This is a genomic window from Streptomyces sp. DT190, assembly GCF_049846985.1.
GTDB lineage: Bacteria > Actinomycetota > Actinomycetes > Streptomycetales > Streptomycetaceae > Streptomyces.
Genome location: NZ_JBNCNM010000007.1, coordinates 81,856 through 99,896, shown reverse-complemented (window position 1 = coordinate 99,896; position 18,041 = coordinate 81,856). Strand labels below are relative to the sequence as shown.

Here is an 18,041-nt window from a genome sequence, read left to right as displayed (position 1 = left end):
CGCCTGCGTGTGCCCCGTACCGTATATGGGTTCGCTGTGGAAACGGCAGCGCCGGTAGGCTCTGACGGCAGCCGCAGCCGCCCGTATCGACACAACGAAGGACGATCGTGCTCATTGCCGGGTTCCCCGCCGGGGCCTGGGGGACGAACTGCTACCTCGTCGCCCCCGCCGCCGGTGAGGAGTGCGTGATCATCGACCCCGGCCATCAGGCCGCCGACGGCGTCGCGGAGGCGATCGCCAAGCACCGGCTCAAGCCCGTCGCCGTCGTGCTCACCCACGGTCACCTCGACCATGTCGCCTCGGTCGTCCCGGTGTGCGGCGCGCACGACGTGCCGGCCTGGATCCACCCCGACGACCGGTACATGATGAGCGACCCCGAGAAGGCGCTGGGCCGCTCCATCGGCATGCCGCTGCTGGGCGAGCTGACCATCGGGGAGCCGGACGACGTCAAGGAGCTGACCGATGGCGCCGCACTCGCCCTCGCGGGACTGGAGCTCACCGTCTCGCACGCGCCGGGCCATACCAAGGGGTCGGTGACCTTCGGCCTGCCCGAGGCGGCGGACATCCCGCCGATCCTGTTCTCGGGCGACCTGCTGTTCGCCGGCTCCATCGGACGCACCGACCTGCCCGGCGGCGACCCGGCCGAGATCCTCGACTCGCTGGCCCGCGTGTGCCTGCCGCTCGACGACTCGACCGTGGTGCTGTCCGGCCACGGCCCCCAGACGACCATCGGCCAGGAGCGTGCCACCAACCCGTATCTGCGGCAGGTGGCCGCCGGCCAGGGAGCCCAGCCCGCTCCCCGACGAGGAATGTGACGAGAGACGTCCTGTGAGCACCTTCAAGGCCCCCAAGGGCACGTACGACCTGATCCCGCCGGACTCCGCGAAGTACCTGGCGGTCCGCGAGGCGATCGCCGCCCCGCTGCGCAACTCCGGCTACGGCTACATCGAGACCCCCGGCTTCGAGAACGTCGAACTCTTCGCCCGCGGCGTCGGTGAGTCCACCGACATCGTCACCAAGGAGATGTACGCCTTCGAGACCAAGGGCGGCGACCAACTCGCCCTGCGCCCCGAGGGCACGGCCTCGGTGCTGCGCGCCGCGCTGGAGGCCAACCTGCACAAGGCGGGCAACCTCCCGGTCAAGCTCTGGTACTCGGGCTCGTACTACCGCTACGAGCGCCCCCAGAAGGGCCGCTACCGCCACTTCTCGCAGGTCGGCGCCGAGGCCATCGGCGCGGAGGACCCGGCGCTGGACGCCGAGCTGATCATCCTGGCCGACCAGGCCTACCGCTCGCTCGGCCTGAGCGACTTCCGGATCCTGCTCAACAGCCTGGGCGACAAGGAGTGCCGCCCGGTGTACCGGACGGCGCTGCAGGAGTTCCTGCGCGGCCTCGACCTCGACGAGGACACCCTGCGCCGGGCGGACATCAACCCGCTGCGCGTCCTCGACGACAAGCGACCCGAGGTCCGGAAGCAGCTGGCCGACGCGCCGCTGCTGCGCGACTACCTGTGCGACGCCTGCAAGGCGTACCACGAGGAGGTCCGCGAGCTGATCACGGCGGCGGGCGTCGCCTTCGAGGACGACCCGAAGCTGGTGCGCGGCCTGGACTACTACACCCGTACCACCTTCGAGTTCGTCCACGACGGCCTCGGCTCGCAGTCCGCGGTGGGCGGCGGTGGCCGCTACGACGGCCTCTCCGAGATGATCGGCGGCCCCGCGCTGCCGTCCGTCGGCTGGGCCCTCGGCGTGGACCGCACGGTCCTGGCGCTGGAGGCGGAGGGCGTCGAGCTCGAACTGCCCGCCAGCACCAGCGTGTTCGCCGTCCCGCTCGGCGAGGAGGCCCGCCGGATCCTGTTCGGCAAGGTCATGGAGCTGCGCAAGAACGGCATCGCGGCCGACTTCTCCTACGGCGGCAAGGGCCTCAAGGGCGCGATGAAGAACGCCAACCGCAGCGGCGCCCGCTACACGGTCGTCGCCGGCGAGCGCGACCTCGCCGAGGGCGTCGTCCAGCTCAAGGACATGGAGTCGGGCGAGCAGACGGCGATCGGAGTGAACGAGATCGTGGCGGAGCTGGAAGCCCGGCTGGGCTGACGCGCACCCCGCCCGAAGGCGCCGGACACCCCACCGGGGGCCCGGCGCCTTCGCCGTCTCCCGGTGCCTCGCACCCCTGTGCGGCCCTGCGACGCGCGTCGGCCGAAACTCAACCCCCAGGGGCGATCGGGCGCGCCTGCTTATGCCGAGCGAACGGTGCGCACCCGGGCCGGTGCGGCACAATGGCCCTGCCCGAAGAGGTTCAGGTCTCAAGTGACGGAATCGGCGTGATGAGCAAGACGACAGTCAGGGACGTCTCCACGGAGCCCGAGCCGGAGCGCGCCGAGACCGCGCCCCGCGCGGAGGGCGGCAGCCGGGCCCTGGCCCTGCTGCTCGTGATCACCGGCGCGGCCGGACTGCTCGCCGCGTGGGTCATCACGATCGACAAGTTCAAGCTCCTCGAGGCCAAGGTCGAGGGCAAGACGTTCACCCCCGGCTGCAGCCTCAACCCGGTCGTCTCCTGCGGCAGCGTCATGGAGAGCAAGCAGGCCGCCGTCTTCGGCTTCCCGAACCCGATGCTCGGCCTGGTCGCCTACGGCATCGTCGTCTGCGTCGGCATCAGCCTGCTCGCCCGGGCCCGCTACCCGCGCTGGTACTGGCTCACCTTCAACGCCGGCTGCCTGTTCGGCGTCGCCTTCTGCGCCTGGCTGATGTTCCAGTCCCTGTACCGGATCAACGCCCTGTGCCTGTGGTGCTGCCTGGCCTGGGTCGCGACGATCATCATGTTCTGGTACGTGACGTCGTTCAACGTCCGCAAGGGCTTCCTGCCCGCCCCGAGCTGGCTCAAGGGCTTCTTCGGCGAGTTCACCTGGGTCATGCCGGTGCTGCACATCGGCATCATCGGCATGCTGATCCTGACCCGCTGGTGGGACTTCTGGACCAGCTGAGCCGGGCGCTTCCGGGGCCCGGCCGGATTGTCGGTGCGGTGATTTAGGGTTTCTGACGTGGAGCCCGACCTGTTCACCGCCGCAGCCGAAGAACGCCAGGAGAAGGAGCCGTCCAGCAGCCCCCTCGCCGTGCGGATGCGCCCGCGCACCCTCGACGAGGTGGTGGGCCAGCGGCACCTGCTGAAGCCCGGCTCGCCCCTGCGCAGACTGGTCGGCGAGGCCGCCTCCGGCCCGGCCGGCGCCTCCTCGGTCATCCTCTGGGGCCCGCCCGGCACCGGCAAGACCACCCTGGCGTACGTCGTCTCCAAGGCGACCGACGCCCGGTTCGTGGAGCTGTCGGCGATCACCGCCGGCGTCAAGGAGGTCCGCGCGGTCATCGACGGCGCCCGCCGCGCCTCCGGCGGCTACGGCAAGGAGACCGTCCTCTTCCTGGACGAGATCCACCGCTTCAGCAAGGCCCAGCAGGACTCCCTGCTCCCGGCCGTCGAGAACCGCTGGGTGACGCTCATCGCGGCGACGACGGAGAACCCCTACTTCTCGGTCATCTCGCCCCTGCTCTCCCGCTCCCTGCTGCTCACCCTCGAACCTCTCACGGACGACGACATCCGGGACCTCGTCCGCCGCGCCCTCACCGACGAGCGCGGCCTCAAGGGCGCCGTCGCCCTCCCCGAGGAGACCGAGAACCACCTCCTGCGCATCGCCGGCGGCGACGCCCGCCGCGCCCTCACCGCCCTGGAGGCGGCCGCCGGGGCCGCCCTGGACAAGGGCGAGGAGGAGATCGCCCTGACCACCCTGGAGGAGACGGTCGACCGCGCGGCCGTGAAGTACGACCGCGACGGCGACCAGCACTACGACGTGGCCAGCGCCCTGATCAAGTCCATCCGCGGGTCCGACGTCGACGCCGCCCTGCACTACCTGGCCCGGATGATCGAGGCCGGCGAGGACCCCCGCTTCATCGCCCGGCGCCTGATGATCTCCGCCAGCGAGGACATCGGCCTGGCCGACCCGACCGCCCTGCAGACGGCCGTCGCCGCCGCCCAGGCCGTCGCCATGATCGGCTTCCCGGAGGCCGCCCTCACGCTCAGCCACGCCACGATCGCGCTGGCCCTGGCCCCCAAGTCCAACGCCGCGACCACCGCGATCGGCGCCGCCCTGGAGGACGTGCGCAAGGGCCTGGCCGGACCGGTGCCCGCGCACCTGCGCGACAGCCACTACAAGGGCGCGACCAAGCTCGGCCACGGCCAGGGCTACGTGTACCCGCACGACCTGCCCGAGGGCATCGCCGCCCAGCAGTACGCCCCGGACGCCCTCAAGGACCGCGAGTACTACGAGCCGACCCGGCACGGCGCGGAGGCCCGCTACGCGGACGCGGTCGAGTGGACCAGGAAGAACCTCGGTCGCAAGCGGTCCTGAGGACCCTGTAAACTCCTTCGGAGTGCCGCGTCCCGTGCAGTCAGAACGGGACAGTCGGCCGGAGCCAGTCAGGGGGCACAGCCCCGGGGCCGGCTCCAGGAGCGTCGCGCACCGTCGAACGGTGTCGCGGGCAGCCCACCACCCCTCGTCCCGCGGGACGGGACCGGTCGGTGGGCCACTCGCGTGCTGCACGTATGTGCCCAGACCAGGGGAGCGGCTGCCCACCGAGGTCCCTCGGGACCGAGGCGGGTTTCCCCGGCTGCGGATGCGACCTCCCACCACCCTGACAAGCCGAATCAAGGAAATGAGAAGCAGTGGCGAACCAGTCCCGCCCCAAGGTCAAGAAGTCGCGTGCCCTCGGCATCGCGCTGACCCCGAAGGCCGTCAAGTACTTCGAGGCCCGTCCCTACCCGCCGGGTGAGCACGGCCGCGGCCGCAAGCAGAACTCGGACTACAAGGTCCGTCTGCTGGAGAAGCAGCGTCTGCGCGCGCAGTACGACGTGTCCGAGCGCCAGCTCGTCCGCGCCTACGAGCGTGCCTCCAAGGTCCAGGGCAAGACCGGTGAGGCCCTGATCATCGAGCTGGAGCGCCGTCTCGACGCCCTGGTCCTGCGTTCGGGCATCGCCCGCACGATCTACCAGGCCCGCCAGATGGTCGTCCACGGCCACATCCAGGTCAACGGCAAGAAGGTCGACAAGCCCTCCTTCCGTGTCCGCCCGGACGACGTCGTGCAGGTCCGCGACCGCTCCAAGGAGAAGACGCTCTTCACGATCGCCCGTGAGGGTGGCTTCGCCCCCGAGGGTGAGACCCCGCGCTACCTCCAGGTGAACCTCAAGGCCCTGGCGTTCCGCCTGGACCGTGAGCCGAACCGCAAGGAGATCCCGGTGATCTGCGACGAGCAGCTCGTCGTCGAGTACTACGCCCGCTGATCCCCGGCAGGCACGCGGTACTTCAGCCCGTCGTCCCCCCGCCCCTCGTGGGCGGGCGGGACGGCGGGCTTTCGCGATTGGCCCGGCGCCGGGCGGATATCCGGTACGGAGCGCCACCCCCGGCGCGATAGGCTCGTCGCACGACTTTTTCGATGTTCAGGCACGTTTTCAGGGAGCGGGTGCACACAGTGTCCGGTGGAGAGGTTGCCGGGATCCTGGTGGCCGTCTTCTGGGCGATCCTGGTCTCCTTCCTCGCCGTCGCCCTGGCGAGGCTGGCCCAGACGCTCAAGGCGACCACCAAGCTCGTCGCGGAGGTGACCGACCAGGCCGTCCCGCTCCTGGCAGAGGCCTCCTCGGCGGTGCGCTCCGCGCAGACCCAGATCGACCGGGTGGACGCGATCGCCTCCGACGTCCAGGAAGTCACGTCGAACGCCTCCGCGCTGTCGACCACCGTCGCCTCCACCTTCGGCGGCCCCCTGGTCAAGGTCGCCGCCTTCGGCTACGGCGTGCGCCGGGCCCTCGGCGGCCGCAAGGAGGACGCGTCCGCCAAGGCGCCCGGACGTACCGTGATCGTGGGCCGCACGGTCTCGCGGCGCGGCGCCCGAGGGAAGAGGGACTGAGAGCCAGCGATGTTCCGCCGCACCTTCTGGTTCACCACGGGCGTCGCCGCCGGTGTGTGGGCCACCACCAAGGTCAACCGCAAGCTGAAGCAGCTGACCCCCGAGAGCCTCGCCAGGACCGCCGGCACCAAGGCGATCGAGGCCGGTCACCGCCTCAAGGACCGGGCCGTGGGCTTCGCGCTCGACGTCCGCGACAACATGGCCGTCCGCGAGGCCGAGCTGGGTGACGCCCTCGGGATCAACGAGAATCCCGAACTCCCCGGCCCCCGGCGGTACGCCGCCATCGAGAACCGCAACAACCCGAAGTACGTCGAGGGTTCGGCGTACGAGACGCACACGTACAACCGGAATGAGGACCACTGATGGAGTCGGCCGAGATTCGCCGCCGTTGGCTGAGCTTCTTCGAGGAGCGCGGGCACACCGTCGTCCCTTCGGCGTCGCTCATCGCGGACGACCCGACTCTGCTCCTCGTCCCGGCCGGCATGGTGCCCTTCAAGCCGTACTTCCTCGGTGAGGTCAAGCCGCCCTTCGACCGCGCCACCAGCGTGCAGAAGTGCGTGCGCACGCCGGACATCGAAGAGGTCGGCAAGACCACCCGGCACGGCACGTTCTTCCAGATGTGCGGCAACTTCTCCTTCGGCGACTACTTCAAGGAAGGCGCCATCAAGCTCGCCTGGGAGCTGCTCACCAGCCCCCAGGACAAGGGCGGTTACGGCCTCGACCCCGAGCGCCTGTGGATCACGGTCTACAAGGACGACGACGAGGCCGAGCGCATCTGGCACGAGGTCGTCGGCGTGCCGAAGGAGCGCATCCAGCGCCTCGGCATGAAGGACAACTACTGGTCCATGGGCGTCCCCGGCCCCTGCGGCCCCTGCTCCGAGATCAACTACGACCGCGGCCCCGAGTTCGGCGCCGAGGGCGGCCCCGCCGTCAACGACGAGCGGTACGTGGAGATCTGGAACCTCGTCTTCATGCAGTACGAGCGGGGCGAGGGCACCGGCAAGGACAACTTCGAGATCCTCGGCGAACTGCCCAGCAAGAACATCGACACCGGCCTCGGTCTCGAACGCCTCGCCATGATCCTGCAGGGCGTGCAGAACATGTACGAGATCGACACCTCGATGGCCGTCATCGACAAGGCCACCGAGCTGACCGGCGTCCGCTACGGCGACGCCCACACCTCGGACGTCTCCCTGCGCGTGGTCACCGACCACATGCGCACCGCCACCATGCTCATCGGCGACGGCGTCACCCCGGGCAACGAGGGCCGCGGCTACGTGCTGCGCCGCATCATGCGCCGCGCCATCCGCAACATGCGCCTGCTCGGCGCCACCGGCCCGGTCGTCAAGGACCTGATCGACGTCGTCATCGGCATGATGGGCCGGCAGTACCCCGAGCTGATCACCGACCGCGAGCGCATCGAGAAGGTCGCCCTCGCCGAGGAGAACGCCTTCCTCAAGACGCTGAAGGCCGGCACCAACATCCTGGACACGGCCGTCAGCGACACCAAGGCCGCCGGGTCCACCGTGCTGCCCGGCGACAAGGCCTTCCTGCTCCACGACACCTGGGGCTTCCCGATCGACCTCACTCTGGAGATGGCCGCCGAGCAGGGCCTCTCCGTGGACGAGGACGGCTTCCGGCGCCTGATGAAGGAGCAGCGGGAGCGCGCCAAGGCCGACGCCCAGTCCAAGAAGACCGGCCACGCCGACATGGGCGCCTACCGCGAGATCGCCGACCGTGCCGGTGCCACCGACTTCATCGGCTACACCGACACCGAGGGCGAGTCCACCATCGTCGGCATCCTCGTCGACGGCGTCTCCTCCCCGGCCGCCACCGAGGGCGACGAGGTCGAGATCGTCCTCGACCGCACCCCGTTCTACGCCGAGGGCGGCGGCCAGATCGGCGACACCGGCCGGATCAAGGCCGACTCCGGCGCCGTCATCGAGATCCGCGACTGCCAGAAGCCGGTCCCGGGCGTCTACGTGCACAAGGGCGTCGTCCAGGTCGGCGAGGTCACCGTGGGCGCCAAGGCCCACGCCGCCATCGACGACCGCCGCCGCAAGGCCATCGCCCGGGCCCACTCGGCCACGCACCTCACCCACCAGGCTCTGCGCGACGCCCTCGGCCCGACGGCCGCCCAGGCCGGTTCCGAGAACCAGCCCGGCCGCTTCCGCTTCGACTTCGGCTCCCCCTCGGCCGTCCCGACGGCCGTGATGACCGACGTCGAGCAGAAGATCAACGAGGTGCTCGCCCGCGATCTCGACGTGCGCGCCGACGTCATGGGCATCGACGAGGCCAAGAAGCAGGGTGCCATCGCCGAGTTCGGCGAGAAGTACGGCGAGCGCGTGCGCGTGGTCACCATCGGCGACTTCTCCAAGGAGCTGTGCGGCGGCACGCACGTGCACAACACCGCCCAGCTGGGCCTGGTGAAGCTGCTCGGCGAGTCCTCCATCGGCTCCGGCGTGCGCCGTATCGAGGCCCTGGTCGGGGTGGACGCCTACAACTTCCTCGCCCGGGAGCACACGGTCGTCGCCCAGCTCCAGGAGCTGATCAAGGGCCGCCCCGAGGAACTCCCGGAGAAGGTCTCCGCCATGCTCGGCAAGCTGAAGGACGCCGAGAAGGAGATCGAGAAGTTCCGCGCCGAGAAGGTCTTGCAGGCCGCCGCCGGTCTCGCCGAGTCCGCCAAGGACGTGCACGGCGTTGCCGTCGTGACCGGTCAGGTCCCGGACGGCACGACCGCCGACGACCTGCGCAAGCTCGTCCTGGACGTGCGGGGACGCATCCAGGGCGGCCGGGCGGCCGTGGTCGCCCTGTTCACGGTGGCGAACGGCAAGCCGCTGACGGTCATCGCCACCAACGAGGCCGCCCGCGAGCGCGGCCTGAAGGCCGGCGACCTGGTCCGCACGGCTGCCAAGACCCTCGGCGGCGGCGGTGGCGGCAAGCCGGACGTCGCCCAGGGCGGCGGCCAGAACCCGGGCGCGATCGGTGACGCCGTGGACGCCGTCGAGCGCCTCGTCGCCGAGACGGCCAAGTAGGAGACGGTCCAGACATGCGCAGAGGACGTCGACTCGCGATCGACGTCGGGGACGCCCGTATCGGGGTCGCCTCGTGCGACCCCGACGGGATCCTCGCCACGCCGGTCGAGACGGTCCCGGGGCGTGACGTCCCCGCAGCCCACCGGCGGCTGAAGCAACTCGTCGAGGAGTACGAGCCGATCGAGGTCGTCGCCGGTCTGCCGCGCTCCCTCAAGGGCGGCGAGGGCCCGGCGGCGGTCAAGGTCCGCGGCTTCGTCCAGGAACTGGCACGCGTGATCGCGCCGGTTCCGGTGAGACTCGTGGACGAACGCATGACGACGGTGACGGCCAGTCAGGGACTGCGCGCCTCGGGCGTGAAGTCCAGGAAGGGCCGGTCCGTCATCGACCAGGCAGCGGCCGTGATCATCCTGCAACAGGCCCTTGAATCCGAACGGGTGTCAGGTAAAGCCCCCGGCGAAGACGTCGAAGTGGTCATCTGATCGCGATACGGTAACGTTCCGCGCGATGCGGCGGCATTCGAACAGCCGCCGCACAGCAAGAGGCGGGACGGGAGCCGAGCCGGAAGCCGCGTGACCGCCGCCTCGCGGCTCTAGGGGATCGATGACTGAGTATGGCCGGGGCCCAGGCTCCGAACCGTGGCATCCCGAGGACCCGTTGTACGGGGACGGCGGATGGGATGGACAGCAGGCCCACCAGGGCCGGCAGTCCCCTTACGGCGGCCAGCCGCAGCACTACCCGCAGCAGCCGCAGCAGCCTCAGCAGTCGCAGTACGGTGACTGGGGCACCGGTGAGCAGGCCGGATACGGCCAGGCGCCACAGCAGTACCCGTACGACCAGCAGCAGTACGCGGCACAGCCCCACGGCCATCAGGAGTACCCCGGGCAGGACGGCCACGGCCACCACCCGCAGGACCAGGGCTACCCCCACCAGCAGCAGTACGACAACGGCGGCTGGTCCCACGACCCCCACCAGCAGCCCGTCTCCTACCCCGGCGATCCCTCGGACCCCTACGGACAGCAGGCCGGGGCGTACGGCGGGGGCCACCACCAGGACTACTACGGCACGCCCGACGCCTATCCGCCCCCCGAGCCGCCCGGCCGCCGGCAGGCCGAGCCGGAGCCGGAGACCGACTGGGACCCCGGCCCCGACCAGGGCGAACACGCGTTCTTCGCGGGTGGCGACGACGATGACGACGAGCCGGAGGGCCGCCGCGGACGCGACGACCAGCGGGGACGCGGCGGCAAGCCCAGGAAGCGCCGCAACGGCATGGCCTGCCTGCTGGTCGTCCTGGTCCTCGGCGGCGGCCTCGCGGGCGTGAGCTACGTCGGTTACCAGTTCTTCCAGGATCGTTTCGGCGATGCGCCGGACTTCGCGGGGGACGGCAGCGGCCAGGAGGTGTCCGTCGAGATCCCCGAGGGCTCGGACGGCTACGCCATCGGCCGGGCCCTGAAGGCGGCCGGTGTCGTCAAGAGTGTCGACGCCTTCGTCTCGGCGCAGGCCGGCAACCCCGACGGCCGGAACATCCAGGCCGGCGTGTACACGCTGCAGAAGCAAATGTCGGCAGCCAGCGCCGTCGACATGATGCTCAGCCCCGAGAGCCGCGACAACCTGATCATCGCCGAGGGCAAGCGCAACGCCGACATCTACCGGCTCATCGACAAGCGGCTGAAGGTGAAGGACGGCACCACCGCCGCCGTCGCCAAGAAGGACTACAAGAAGCTCGGCCTGCCCGCCTGGGCGCAGAACCACCCGGACGTCAAGGACCCGCTGGAAGGGTTCCTCTACCCCTCCAGCTACGGCGTGAGCGAGGGCCAGAAGCCCGAGGCCGTGCTGAAGCAGATGGTCGCGCGTGCCTCCCAGACGTACGAGAAGCTCGGCGTGGAGGAGAAGGCCGAGAGCCTCGGACTGGAGAACCCCTGGCAGCTGATCACGGCCGCCAGCCTGGTCCAGGCCGAGGGCACGAGCCACGACGACTTCCGCAAGATGGCCGAGGTCGTCTACAACCGTATGAAGCCGGGCAACCCGCAGACCAACGGCATGCTGGAGTTCGACTCCACGTACAACTACATCAAGAACCAGAGCAAGATCGACCTGAGCCTGAGCGAACTGCGGAACTACGACAACCCGTACAACACGTACTTCCACAAGGGACTGCCGCCCGGTCCGATCGACAACCCGGGCGAGGACGCCCTCAAGGGCGCCCTGAACCCGACGGACGACGGCTGGTACTACTTCATCTCGCTCGACGGCAAGACCAGCAAGTTCACGAAGACGAACGCCGATCACCAGAAGTTGGTCGACCAGTTCAACGCCTCGCGGAACAACTGAGGAAACCCTCGATGGCCACACCACGCCGTGCCGCCGTACTCGGCTCGCCGATCGCCCACTCCCTCTCCCCGGTCCTGCACCGCACCGCGTACCGCGAACTGGGCCTGGCGGACTGGACGTACGACAGGTTCGAGGTCGACGAGGCCGGACTGCCCGGCTTCTTCGACACGCTCGGCTCCGAGTGGGCGGGGCTGTCGCTGACGATGCCGCTGAAACGGGCCGTGATCCCTCTGCTCGACGGGATCAGTGAGACCGCGGCCTCGGTCGACGCCGTCAACACCGTCGTCCTCACCGAGGACGGCCGCAGGACCGGCGACAACACCGACATCCCCGGCATGGTCGCGGCGCTGCGCGAGCACGGCATCGACAAGGTCGAGGCCGCCGCGATCCTCGGCGCGGGCGCGACCGCCTCCTCCGCCCTGGCCGCCCTCGCCCGGGTCTGCCCGGGCGAGATCGCCGTGTACGTGCGCAGCGAGGCCCGCGCCGCCGAGATGCGCCGGTGGGCCGAGCGGCTGGACGTCACCGTGCGCATCGCCGACTGGGCGGACGCCGAGCAGGCGCTGCGTGCCCCGCTCGTGATCAGCACCACGCCGACCGGCGTCACCGACGCCCTGGCCCGGTCCGTGCCGGAGCGGCCGACGGCCCTCTTCGACGTCCTCTACGACCCCTGGCCCACGGTCCTCGCCGCCCGCTGGTCGGCCTGCGGCGGTGCCGTCGTGAGCGGCCTCGACCTGCTGGTGCACCAGGCCGTCCTCCAGGTCGAGCAGATGACGGGGCTGGCTCCGGCGCCCCTGGACGCCATGCGAAAAGCGGGGGAGCGCGCGCTCGCGGACCGCTAGGATCCGCTCTCGGTTCCGCAGGGGGCGGAACAGGGGAGGGATCACCGCATCATGTCCGCAGGCCTGCCGCAGGCGTCCGTCAAGTCCCAGATATTCGAGTCCGTGCTGGGTTTCCTGCCCGACTGGGTGCAGATCACGGTGCTCGCCCTGATCGTGCTCGCCGTCCTCGCGTCCTGGGCCGTGAAGATCAAGCGCAAGATCGCCTACCGGCGTGCCGTCCGCAGCGGGCAGCCCGTCCACGCGGCAGCCCGGCACGGGCAGGGGCGCGGGGCGGACTACCTGGGGGAGTACGCACCGCAGGAGACCCGGCAGGCACAGCAGACCGCGCAGCAGCCGAGCGGGGCCGACTTCCTCGGCGCGTACGCGCCGCAGCAGCGGGCGAACGGTCCGGCCGGGGGCTCGTCCGCCTGATGGACCGGCGGCCGGACACCACGCCCGGACATGGGAGGATCGGAAGTGGCGGACCGGGGCCGCGCACCCGGTCGGGCCGTCGCCGTACGCGAGGACGTGCGTACGCAGGGCAGTACCGGGGCGCGAGCACTGAGGAGCACCGTTGAGCAGGTTGCGCTGGCTGACCGCGGGAGAGTCCCACGGTCCCGCACTCGTGGCGACGCTGGAGGGTCTTCCCGCCGGCGTGCCGATCACCACGGACATGGTGGCGGACCATCTCGCGAGGCGTCGGCTGGGCTATGGCCGCGGTGCCCGGATGAAGTTCGAGCGGGACGAGGTCACCTTCCTCGGCGGGGTGCGGCACGGTCGCACGCTGGGTTCCCCGGTCGCGATCATGGTGGGCAACACCGAGTGGCCCAAGTGGGAGCAGGTGATGGCGGCCGATCCGGTCGATCCGGAGGTGCTGGCCGGGCTGGCCCGTAACGCGCCGCTGACCCGTCCGCGTCCCGGTCACGCGGACCTGGCGGGCATGCAGAAGTACGGCTTCGAGGAGGCCCGGCCGATCCTGGAGCGGGCTTCCGCGCGGGAGACGGCGGCCCGGGTGGCGCTGGGTGCGGTGGCCCGCTCCTACCTGAAGGAGACCACCGGCGTCGAGATCGTCAGCCATGTGGTGGAGCTGGCGGCGGCGAAGGCGCCGAAGGGCGTGTACCCGACGCCGGCGGACGTGGAGCGGCTGGACGCGGATCCGGTGCGCTGCCTGGACGCGGACGCGTCGAAGGCGATGGTCGCCGAGATCGACCAGGCGCACAAGGACGGTGACACCCTCGGGGGTGTGGTGGAGATCCTGGCCTACGGTGTGCCGGTGGGGCTGGGTTCGCACGTGCACTGGGACCGCAAGCTCGACGCCCGGCTCGCCGGCGCGCTGATGGGCATCCAGGCCATCAAGGGCGTGGAGATCGGCGACGGTTTCGAACTGGCGCGGGTGCCGGGGTCCAAGGCGCACGACGAGATCGTGAAGACGGACGAGGGCATCCGGCGCACCTCAGGCCGCTCGGGCGGCACCGAGGGCGGACTCACCACCGGTGAACTGCTGCGCGTGCGCGCCGCGATGAAGCCGATCGCGACCGTCCCGCGCGCCCTGCGGACCGTGGACGTCACCACCGGCGAGGCCGCGCAGGCCCACCACCAGCGTTCCGACGTCTCCGCGGTCCCGGCGGCCGGGATCGTGGCGGAGGCGATGGTGGCGCTGGTGCTGGCGGACGCGGTGGCGGAGAAGTTCGGCGGGGACAGCGTGGCCGAGACGCGCCGCAACGTCACCTCGTACCTCGACCACCTCGCGATCCGATGAGCGGGCCGCTGGTCGTGCTGGTCGGCCCGATGGGGGTGGGCAAGTCCACCGTCGGGCGGCTGCTGGCCGAGCGGCTCGGGGTCGCCTACCGGGACACCGACGACGACATCGTCGCCGAACAGGGCCGGACCATCGCCGAGATCTTCGTCGACGAGGGCGAGTCCGCCTTCCGGGCCGTGGAGAAGGCCGCCGTGCACCGGGCGCTCGCCGAGCACGACGGCGTCCTGGCGCTCGGCGGCGGCGCGATCCTCGACCCGGGCACGCGCGCCCGGCTCGCCGGGCAGCGGGTGGCGTACCTCTCGATGGACGTCGACGAGGCCGTCAAGCGCACCGGCCTCAACGCGGCCCGGCCGCTGCTCGCGGTCAATCCGCGCAAGCAGTGGCGCGAGCTGATGGAGGCCCGTCGGCACCTCTACGAGGAGGTCGCCACGGTCGTCGTGGCCACCGATGGCCGCACACCCGAAGAGGTAACCCAAGTCGCCCTCGACGCACTGGAGTTGAAGGAAGCATGAGCGAGGCAGTGACGCGGATCCAGGTCGGCGGAACCGCGGGCACCGACCCCTACGAGGTCCTGGTGGGCCACCGGCTCCTGGGTGAGCTCGGCGGACTCGTCGGCGACAAGGCCAAGCGGGTCGCGATCGTCCACCCCGAGGCACTGGCCGAGACCGGCGAGGCGCTCCGCGCCGACCTGGCCGAGCAGGGCTACGAGGCCGTCGCCATCCAGGTGCCCAACGCGGAGGAGGCCAAGACCGCCGAGGTCGCCGCCTACTGCTGGAAGGCGCTCGGCCAGTCCGGCTTCACGCGCACCGACGTCATCGTCGGCGTCGGCGGCGGCGCGACCACGGACCTCGCCGGTTTCGTGGCCGCGACCTGGCTGCGCGGGGTGCGCTGGATCGCCATCCCGACCACCGTGCTCGCCATGGTCGACGCGGCCGTCGGCGGCAAGACCGGCATCAACACCGCCGAGGGCAAGAACCTCGTCGGCGCCTTCCACCCGCCCGCCGGTGTCCTGTGCGACCTGGCCGCGCTGGACTCCCTCCCGGTCAACGACTACGTCTCCGGGCTCGCCGAGGTCATCAAGGCCGGCTTCATCGCCGACCCGGTGATCCTGGACCTCATCGAGTCCGACCCCGAGGCCGCCCGCACCCCGGCCGGTCCGCACACCGCCGAACTCATCGAGCGCTCCATCCGGGTCAAGGCCGACGTCGTCTCCTCGGACCTGAAGGAATCGGGCCTGCGCGAGATCCTCAACTACGGCCACACGCTCGGTCACGCCATCGAGAAGAACGAGCGGTACAAGTGGCGCCACGGCGCGGCGGTCTCGGTCGGCATGCACTTCGCCGCCGAACTCGGCCGCCTCGCGGGCCGGCTGGACGACGCGACGGCCGACCGCCACCGCACCGTCCTCGAGTCGGTCGGGCTGCCCCTGTACTACCGGCACGACCAGTGGCCGAAGCTGCTGGAGACCATGAAGGTCGACAAGAAGTCCCGCGGCGACCTGCTGCGCTTCATCGTCCTCGACGGTCTGGCCAAGCCCACCGTCCTGGAGGGACCCGACCCGGCCGTGCTGCTCGCCGCGTACGGCGAAGTGGGGCAGTAAGTCCCCGGTCGCTCCTTCCGCCCGAAATCACCTTACGGAGCCGGGCACTTCGGACCGCCCCCGGCCGTTCACACATCGACGACCGGGGGCGGTACCGTTCGGTAGCAGCGGGTTCCGCCCCCGCTGTCAGCGCCCATCGCCTGTACGAGACGGAGTGGCACCGGATGCAGCACGCAGTGGGTTCTCCGCTGCCGCCGCCCCATCAGCCGGGGCACGGACCGGCCGTCGGCTGGTCCCCGGCCGCACACCACCCGGGTCCACACCACCCGGGCGCACACCAGGGCTCCGCCCCCGTGCCCCCGCCGCCCCCGGCCCCGGGGTACCCCGCGTCCCCGCCCGGCCCGGCCGCGCCGCCTCCGCAGGCCGCCGCTCCGCCGCCGCCGGACACCACCGGCCATGTGCCGCTGCCGCCGGGCGGCCCGGTCGCCATGCCGAGCGCGCCTCCCGCCGCGGCCGCTCCGGACCCCTCCGGCACGACGCTCGCCGTGCTGCTCATCGGCCCCGCGGGCGCGGGCAAGACCAGCGTCGCCAAGTACTGGGCGGACCACCGCCGCATGCCCACGGCGCACATCAGCCTCGACGACGTGCGCGAGTGGGTCCGCTCCGGCTTCGCCGACCCGCAGTCCGGGTGGAACGACAACTCGGAGGCGCAGTACCGCCTGGCCCGCCGCACGTGCGGCTTCGCCGCGCGCAACTTCCTGGCGAACGGCATATCGTGCATCCTCGACGACGCCGTCTTCCCCGACCGCCCGGTCGTCGGCCTCGGCGGCTGGAAGCGCCATGTCGGCCCCGGCCTGCTGCCGGTGGTCCTCCTGCCCGGGCTGGACATCGTCCTCGAACGCAACGCGGAGCGCTCGGGCAACCGGCGGCTGTCGGACGAGGAGGTCGCCCGAATCCACGGCCGCATGGCCGGCTGGTACGGCTCCGGCCTGCCGATCATCGACAACTCCCAGCTGGACGTCCCCGAGACGGCGAGGATCCTCGACGACGTCCTGGCCAGATCGATCGCAAGCCCGCCACAGTGGTAGACACCGCGCACCGTCCCTGAGACCGGGGGGTGCGCGGCTGCGCCCCCTCGTGCCGCCCCTCGCAGCCGAGACGCGCCCGCACCCGCCGACGTACGCAAGGGGCCGTGCCGGGGGGTGTCCGCCCGCAGCGGTTGGCGCGTCAACGAACAGTGAGTCCTTACGCGACCCCATCGCGCCGTTCCGAGGACGGACACCCCCGGAACGGCCCCGCCCCACCCCCCACCGTCAGGCGAAAACGCGACGCGCCCCACTGGCACAGGCCGCCACAGAAGTCCCTGTCACCCCACCCCGGAAGGCCCCTGCCCCCCACTCGGCCCTCCCGACCGGCGACATCCCCCCGCCGCTCGTAGGCTCGGGTCATGTCAGAGGTGTACGCGGCCCGCCGGACGCGTCTGAGGGACCACTGCAACGCGGGCGGCAGCGCGGCGGCGCTGATCACCCGCCCCGCCAACGTGCGCTATCTCGCGGGCGCCGCCCCGCCCGGCGCCGTTCTGCTGCTCGGCAGGACCGAGGACCTCCTGGTGTGCCCCGGCTCCTCCGCGGACCGCCCCACGCAGGAACGCCCCGACGAGGCCCTCCGCGTCCAGACGCTGCCCGGCATCGCCGGTACGCCCGGCGCCCCCGGCGGCGACCCGGCCGTCGCGGCGGCCGACATCGCCCAGACCCAGGGCGCCGACTCCCTCGCCGTGGAGGAGCACCACCTCACCGTGGCCCGCCACAGAGCCCTCGGCTCCGTCGCCCCCCGCCTCCGCCTCGCCGGCCTCAACGGCGCCGTCGAGCAGCTCAGGGTCGTCAAGGACGAGGAGGAGATCTCCTGCATGCGCATCGGCGCCGAGATCGCCGACCAGGCCCTCGGCGAGCTGCTGGAGTCCATCCTCGTCGGCCGCACCGAGCGCCACCTCGCCCTGGAGCTCGAACGGCGCCTCGTGGACCACGGGGCGGACGGCCCGGCCTTCCCCACCTCCGTGGCCACGGGCCCCCACGCCGGCCGCCCCGGCCACCGCCCCACCGACCGCCGCGTGGAGGAAGGCGACTTCCTCTCCGTCTGCCTCGGCGCGACCTACCGCGGCTACCGCTGCGAGATCGGCCGCACGTTCGTCATCGGCACCGCCCCGGCGGACTGGCAGATCGAGCTGTACGACCTGGTCTTCGCGGCCCAGCGCGCCGGGCGTGAGAGCCTGGTACCCGGCGCCGCCTGCCAGGACGTCGACCGCGCCGCCCGCCAGGTCCTGGACTCGGCGGGGTACACCGAGGGCCTCACGGCCCTGACCGGACACGGTGTGGGGCTCGAAATCGACGAGGACCCTCAATTGAGTCCCGCGGCCATGGGTAAACTGGACGCTTGCGTGCCGGTCACCGTCGAACCGGGGGTCCACCTCCCGGGCCGGGGCGGTGTCCGGATCGATGACACGCTCGTCGTCCGCCCCGAGGCGGACGGCGGACCCGAGCTACTCACCATCACGACCAAGGAGCTGCTCGCCCTCTAGGAAGGTGCGTGCACCGGGGTCGTACGTCAGTCCAGGAGATTCCGCA

The 18,041-nt window shown here is 71.3% G+C and carries 17 protein-coding genes; all 17 read left to right on the top strand.

The features are described 5' to 3' along the window. Positions 1-107 precede the first annotated feature (107 nt). The 17 genes from ACPXCS_RS15045 (at position 108) to ACPXCS_RS14965 (ending at position 17,995) form a co-directional block, all read left to right on the top strand. Positions 108-815 (top strand): MBL fold metallo-hydrolase, encoded by a 708-nt coding sequence (locus ACPXCS_RS15045; protein ID WP_425949657.1) that lies wholly within the window; start codon positions 108-110, stop codon positions 813-815. Between the two features lie 13 nt (positions 816-828). Beyond that, entirely contained in the window at positions 829-2,091 is a 1,263-nt protein-coding gene (gene hisS / locus ACPXCS_RS15040; RefSeq protein ID WP_425949655.1) for a histidine--tRNA ligase, read from the top strand. A gap of 230 nt (positions 2,092-2,321) precedes the next feature. Then, positions 2,322-2,978 carry a vitamin K epoxide reductase family protein gene (locus ACPXCS_RS15035; protein WP_425949654.1) on the top strand — a complete coding sequence of 219 codons (657 nt, stop codon included), beginning with the start codon at positions 2,322-2,324 and terminating at the stop codon, positions 2,976-2,978. Positions 2,979-3,035: 57 nt separating this feature from the next. Then, positions 3,036-4,391, top strand: a complete 1,356-nt coding sequence (locus ACPXCS_RS15030; RefSeq protein WP_425949652.1) for a replication-associated recombination protein A — start codon at positions 3,036-3,038, stop codon at positions 4,389-4,391. A gap of 314 nt (positions 4,392-4,705) precedes the next feature. Further along, the gene (gene rpsD / locus ACPXCS_RS15025) at positions 4,706-5,320 is read left to right on the top strand and encodes a 30S ribosomal protein S4 (RefSeq protein WP_309096595.1); all 615 of its coding nucleotides are present in this window, start codon (positions 4,706-4,708) and stop codon (positions 5,318-5,320) included. 179 nt (positions 5,321-5,499) lie between these two features. Continuing rightward, positions 5,500-5,940 (top strand): DUF948 domain-containing protein, encoded by a 441-nt coding sequence (locus ACPXCS_RS15020; protein ID WP_425949650.1) that lies wholly within the window; start codon positions 5,500-5,502, stop codon positions 5,938-5,940. A gap of 9 nt (positions 5,941-5,949) precedes the next feature. Next, positions 5,950-6,303, top strand: a complete 354-nt coding sequence (locus ACPXCS_RS15015) for a hypothetical protein (RefSeq protein ID WP_425949648.1) — start codon at positions 5,950-5,952, stop codon at positions 6,301-6,303. Then, positions 6,303-8,975 (top strand): alanine--tRNA ligase, encoded by a 2,673-nt coding sequence (alaS, locus tag ACPXCS_RS15010; RefSeq protein WP_425949647.1) that lies wholly within the window; start codon positions 6,303-6,305, stop codon positions 8,973-8,975. The genes ACPXCS_RS15015 and alaS overlap by 1 nt, the downstream gene beginning before the upstream one ends. A 14-nt stretch (positions 8,976-8,989) precedes the next feature. Continuing rightward, positions 8,990-9,454, top strand: a complete 465-nt coding sequence (gene ruvX, locus ACPXCS_RS15005; protein WP_425949645.1) for a Holliday junction resolvase RuvX — start codon at positions 8,990-8,992, stop codon at positions 9,452-9,454. Positions 9,455-9,575: 121 nt separating this feature from the next. Further along, positions 9,576-11,303 carry an endolytic transglycosylase MltG gene (gene mltG / locus ACPXCS_RS15000; RefSeq protein WP_425949643.1) on the top strand — a complete coding sequence of 576 codons (1,728 nt, stop codon included), beginning with the start codon at positions 9,576-9,578 and terminating at the stop codon, positions 11,301-11,303. A gap of 11 nt (positions 11,304-11,314) precedes the next feature. Then, positions 11,315-12,142, top strand: a complete 828-nt coding sequence (locus ACPXCS_RS14995; RefSeq protein WP_425949642.1) for a shikimate dehydrogenase — start codon at positions 11,315-11,317, stop codon at positions 12,140-12,142. Positions 12,143-12,193: 51 nt separating this feature from the next. Continuing rightward, positions 12,194-12,553 carry a hypothetical protein gene (locus tag ACPXCS_RS14990; RefSeq protein ID WP_425949640.1) on the top strand — a complete coding sequence of 120 codons (360 nt, stop codon included), beginning with the start codon at positions 12,194-12,196 and terminating at the stop codon, positions 12,551-12,553. A 142-nt stretch (positions 12,554-12,695) separates the two neighbouring features. Beyond that, positions 12,696-13,880: a chorismate synthase gene (gene aroC, locus ACPXCS_RS14985; RefSeq protein ID WP_425970971.1), complete on the top strand. Its 1,185-nt coding sequence runs from the start codon at positions 12,696-12,698 to the stop codon at positions 13,878-13,880. Then, entirely contained in the window at positions 13,877-14,392 is a 516-nt protein-coding gene (locus ACPXCS_RS14980) for a shikimate kinase (RefSeq protein WP_425970969.1), read from the top strand. Before aroC ends, ACPXCS_RS14980 begins: the two co-directional genes overlap by 4 nt. Continuing rightward, positions 14,389-15,480: a 3-dehydroquinate synthase gene (aroB, locus tag ACPXCS_RS14975; RefSeq protein ID WP_425951773.1), complete on the top strand. Its 1,092-nt coding sequence runs from the start codon at positions 14,389-14,391 to the stop codon at positions 15,478-15,480. Before ACPXCS_RS14980 ends, aroB begins: the two co-directional genes overlap by 4 nt. Before the next feature lie 164 nt (positions 15,481-15,644). Further along, a complete protein-coding gene (locus tag ACPXCS_RS14970; protein ID WP_425951772.1) occupies positions 15,645-16,508 on the top strand; it encodes a Pro-rich N-terminal domain-containing protein in 864 nt (287 codons plus the stop codon). A gap of 359 nt (positions 16,509-16,867) precedes the next feature. Further along, positions 16,868-17,995 carry an aminopeptidase P family protein gene (locus tag ACPXCS_RS14965; RefSeq protein WP_425951771.1) on the top strand — a complete coding sequence of 376 codons (1,128 nt, stop codon included), beginning with the start codon at positions 16,868-16,870 and terminating at the stop codon, positions 17,993-17,995. Positions 17,996-18,041: the final 46 nt, after the last annotated feature.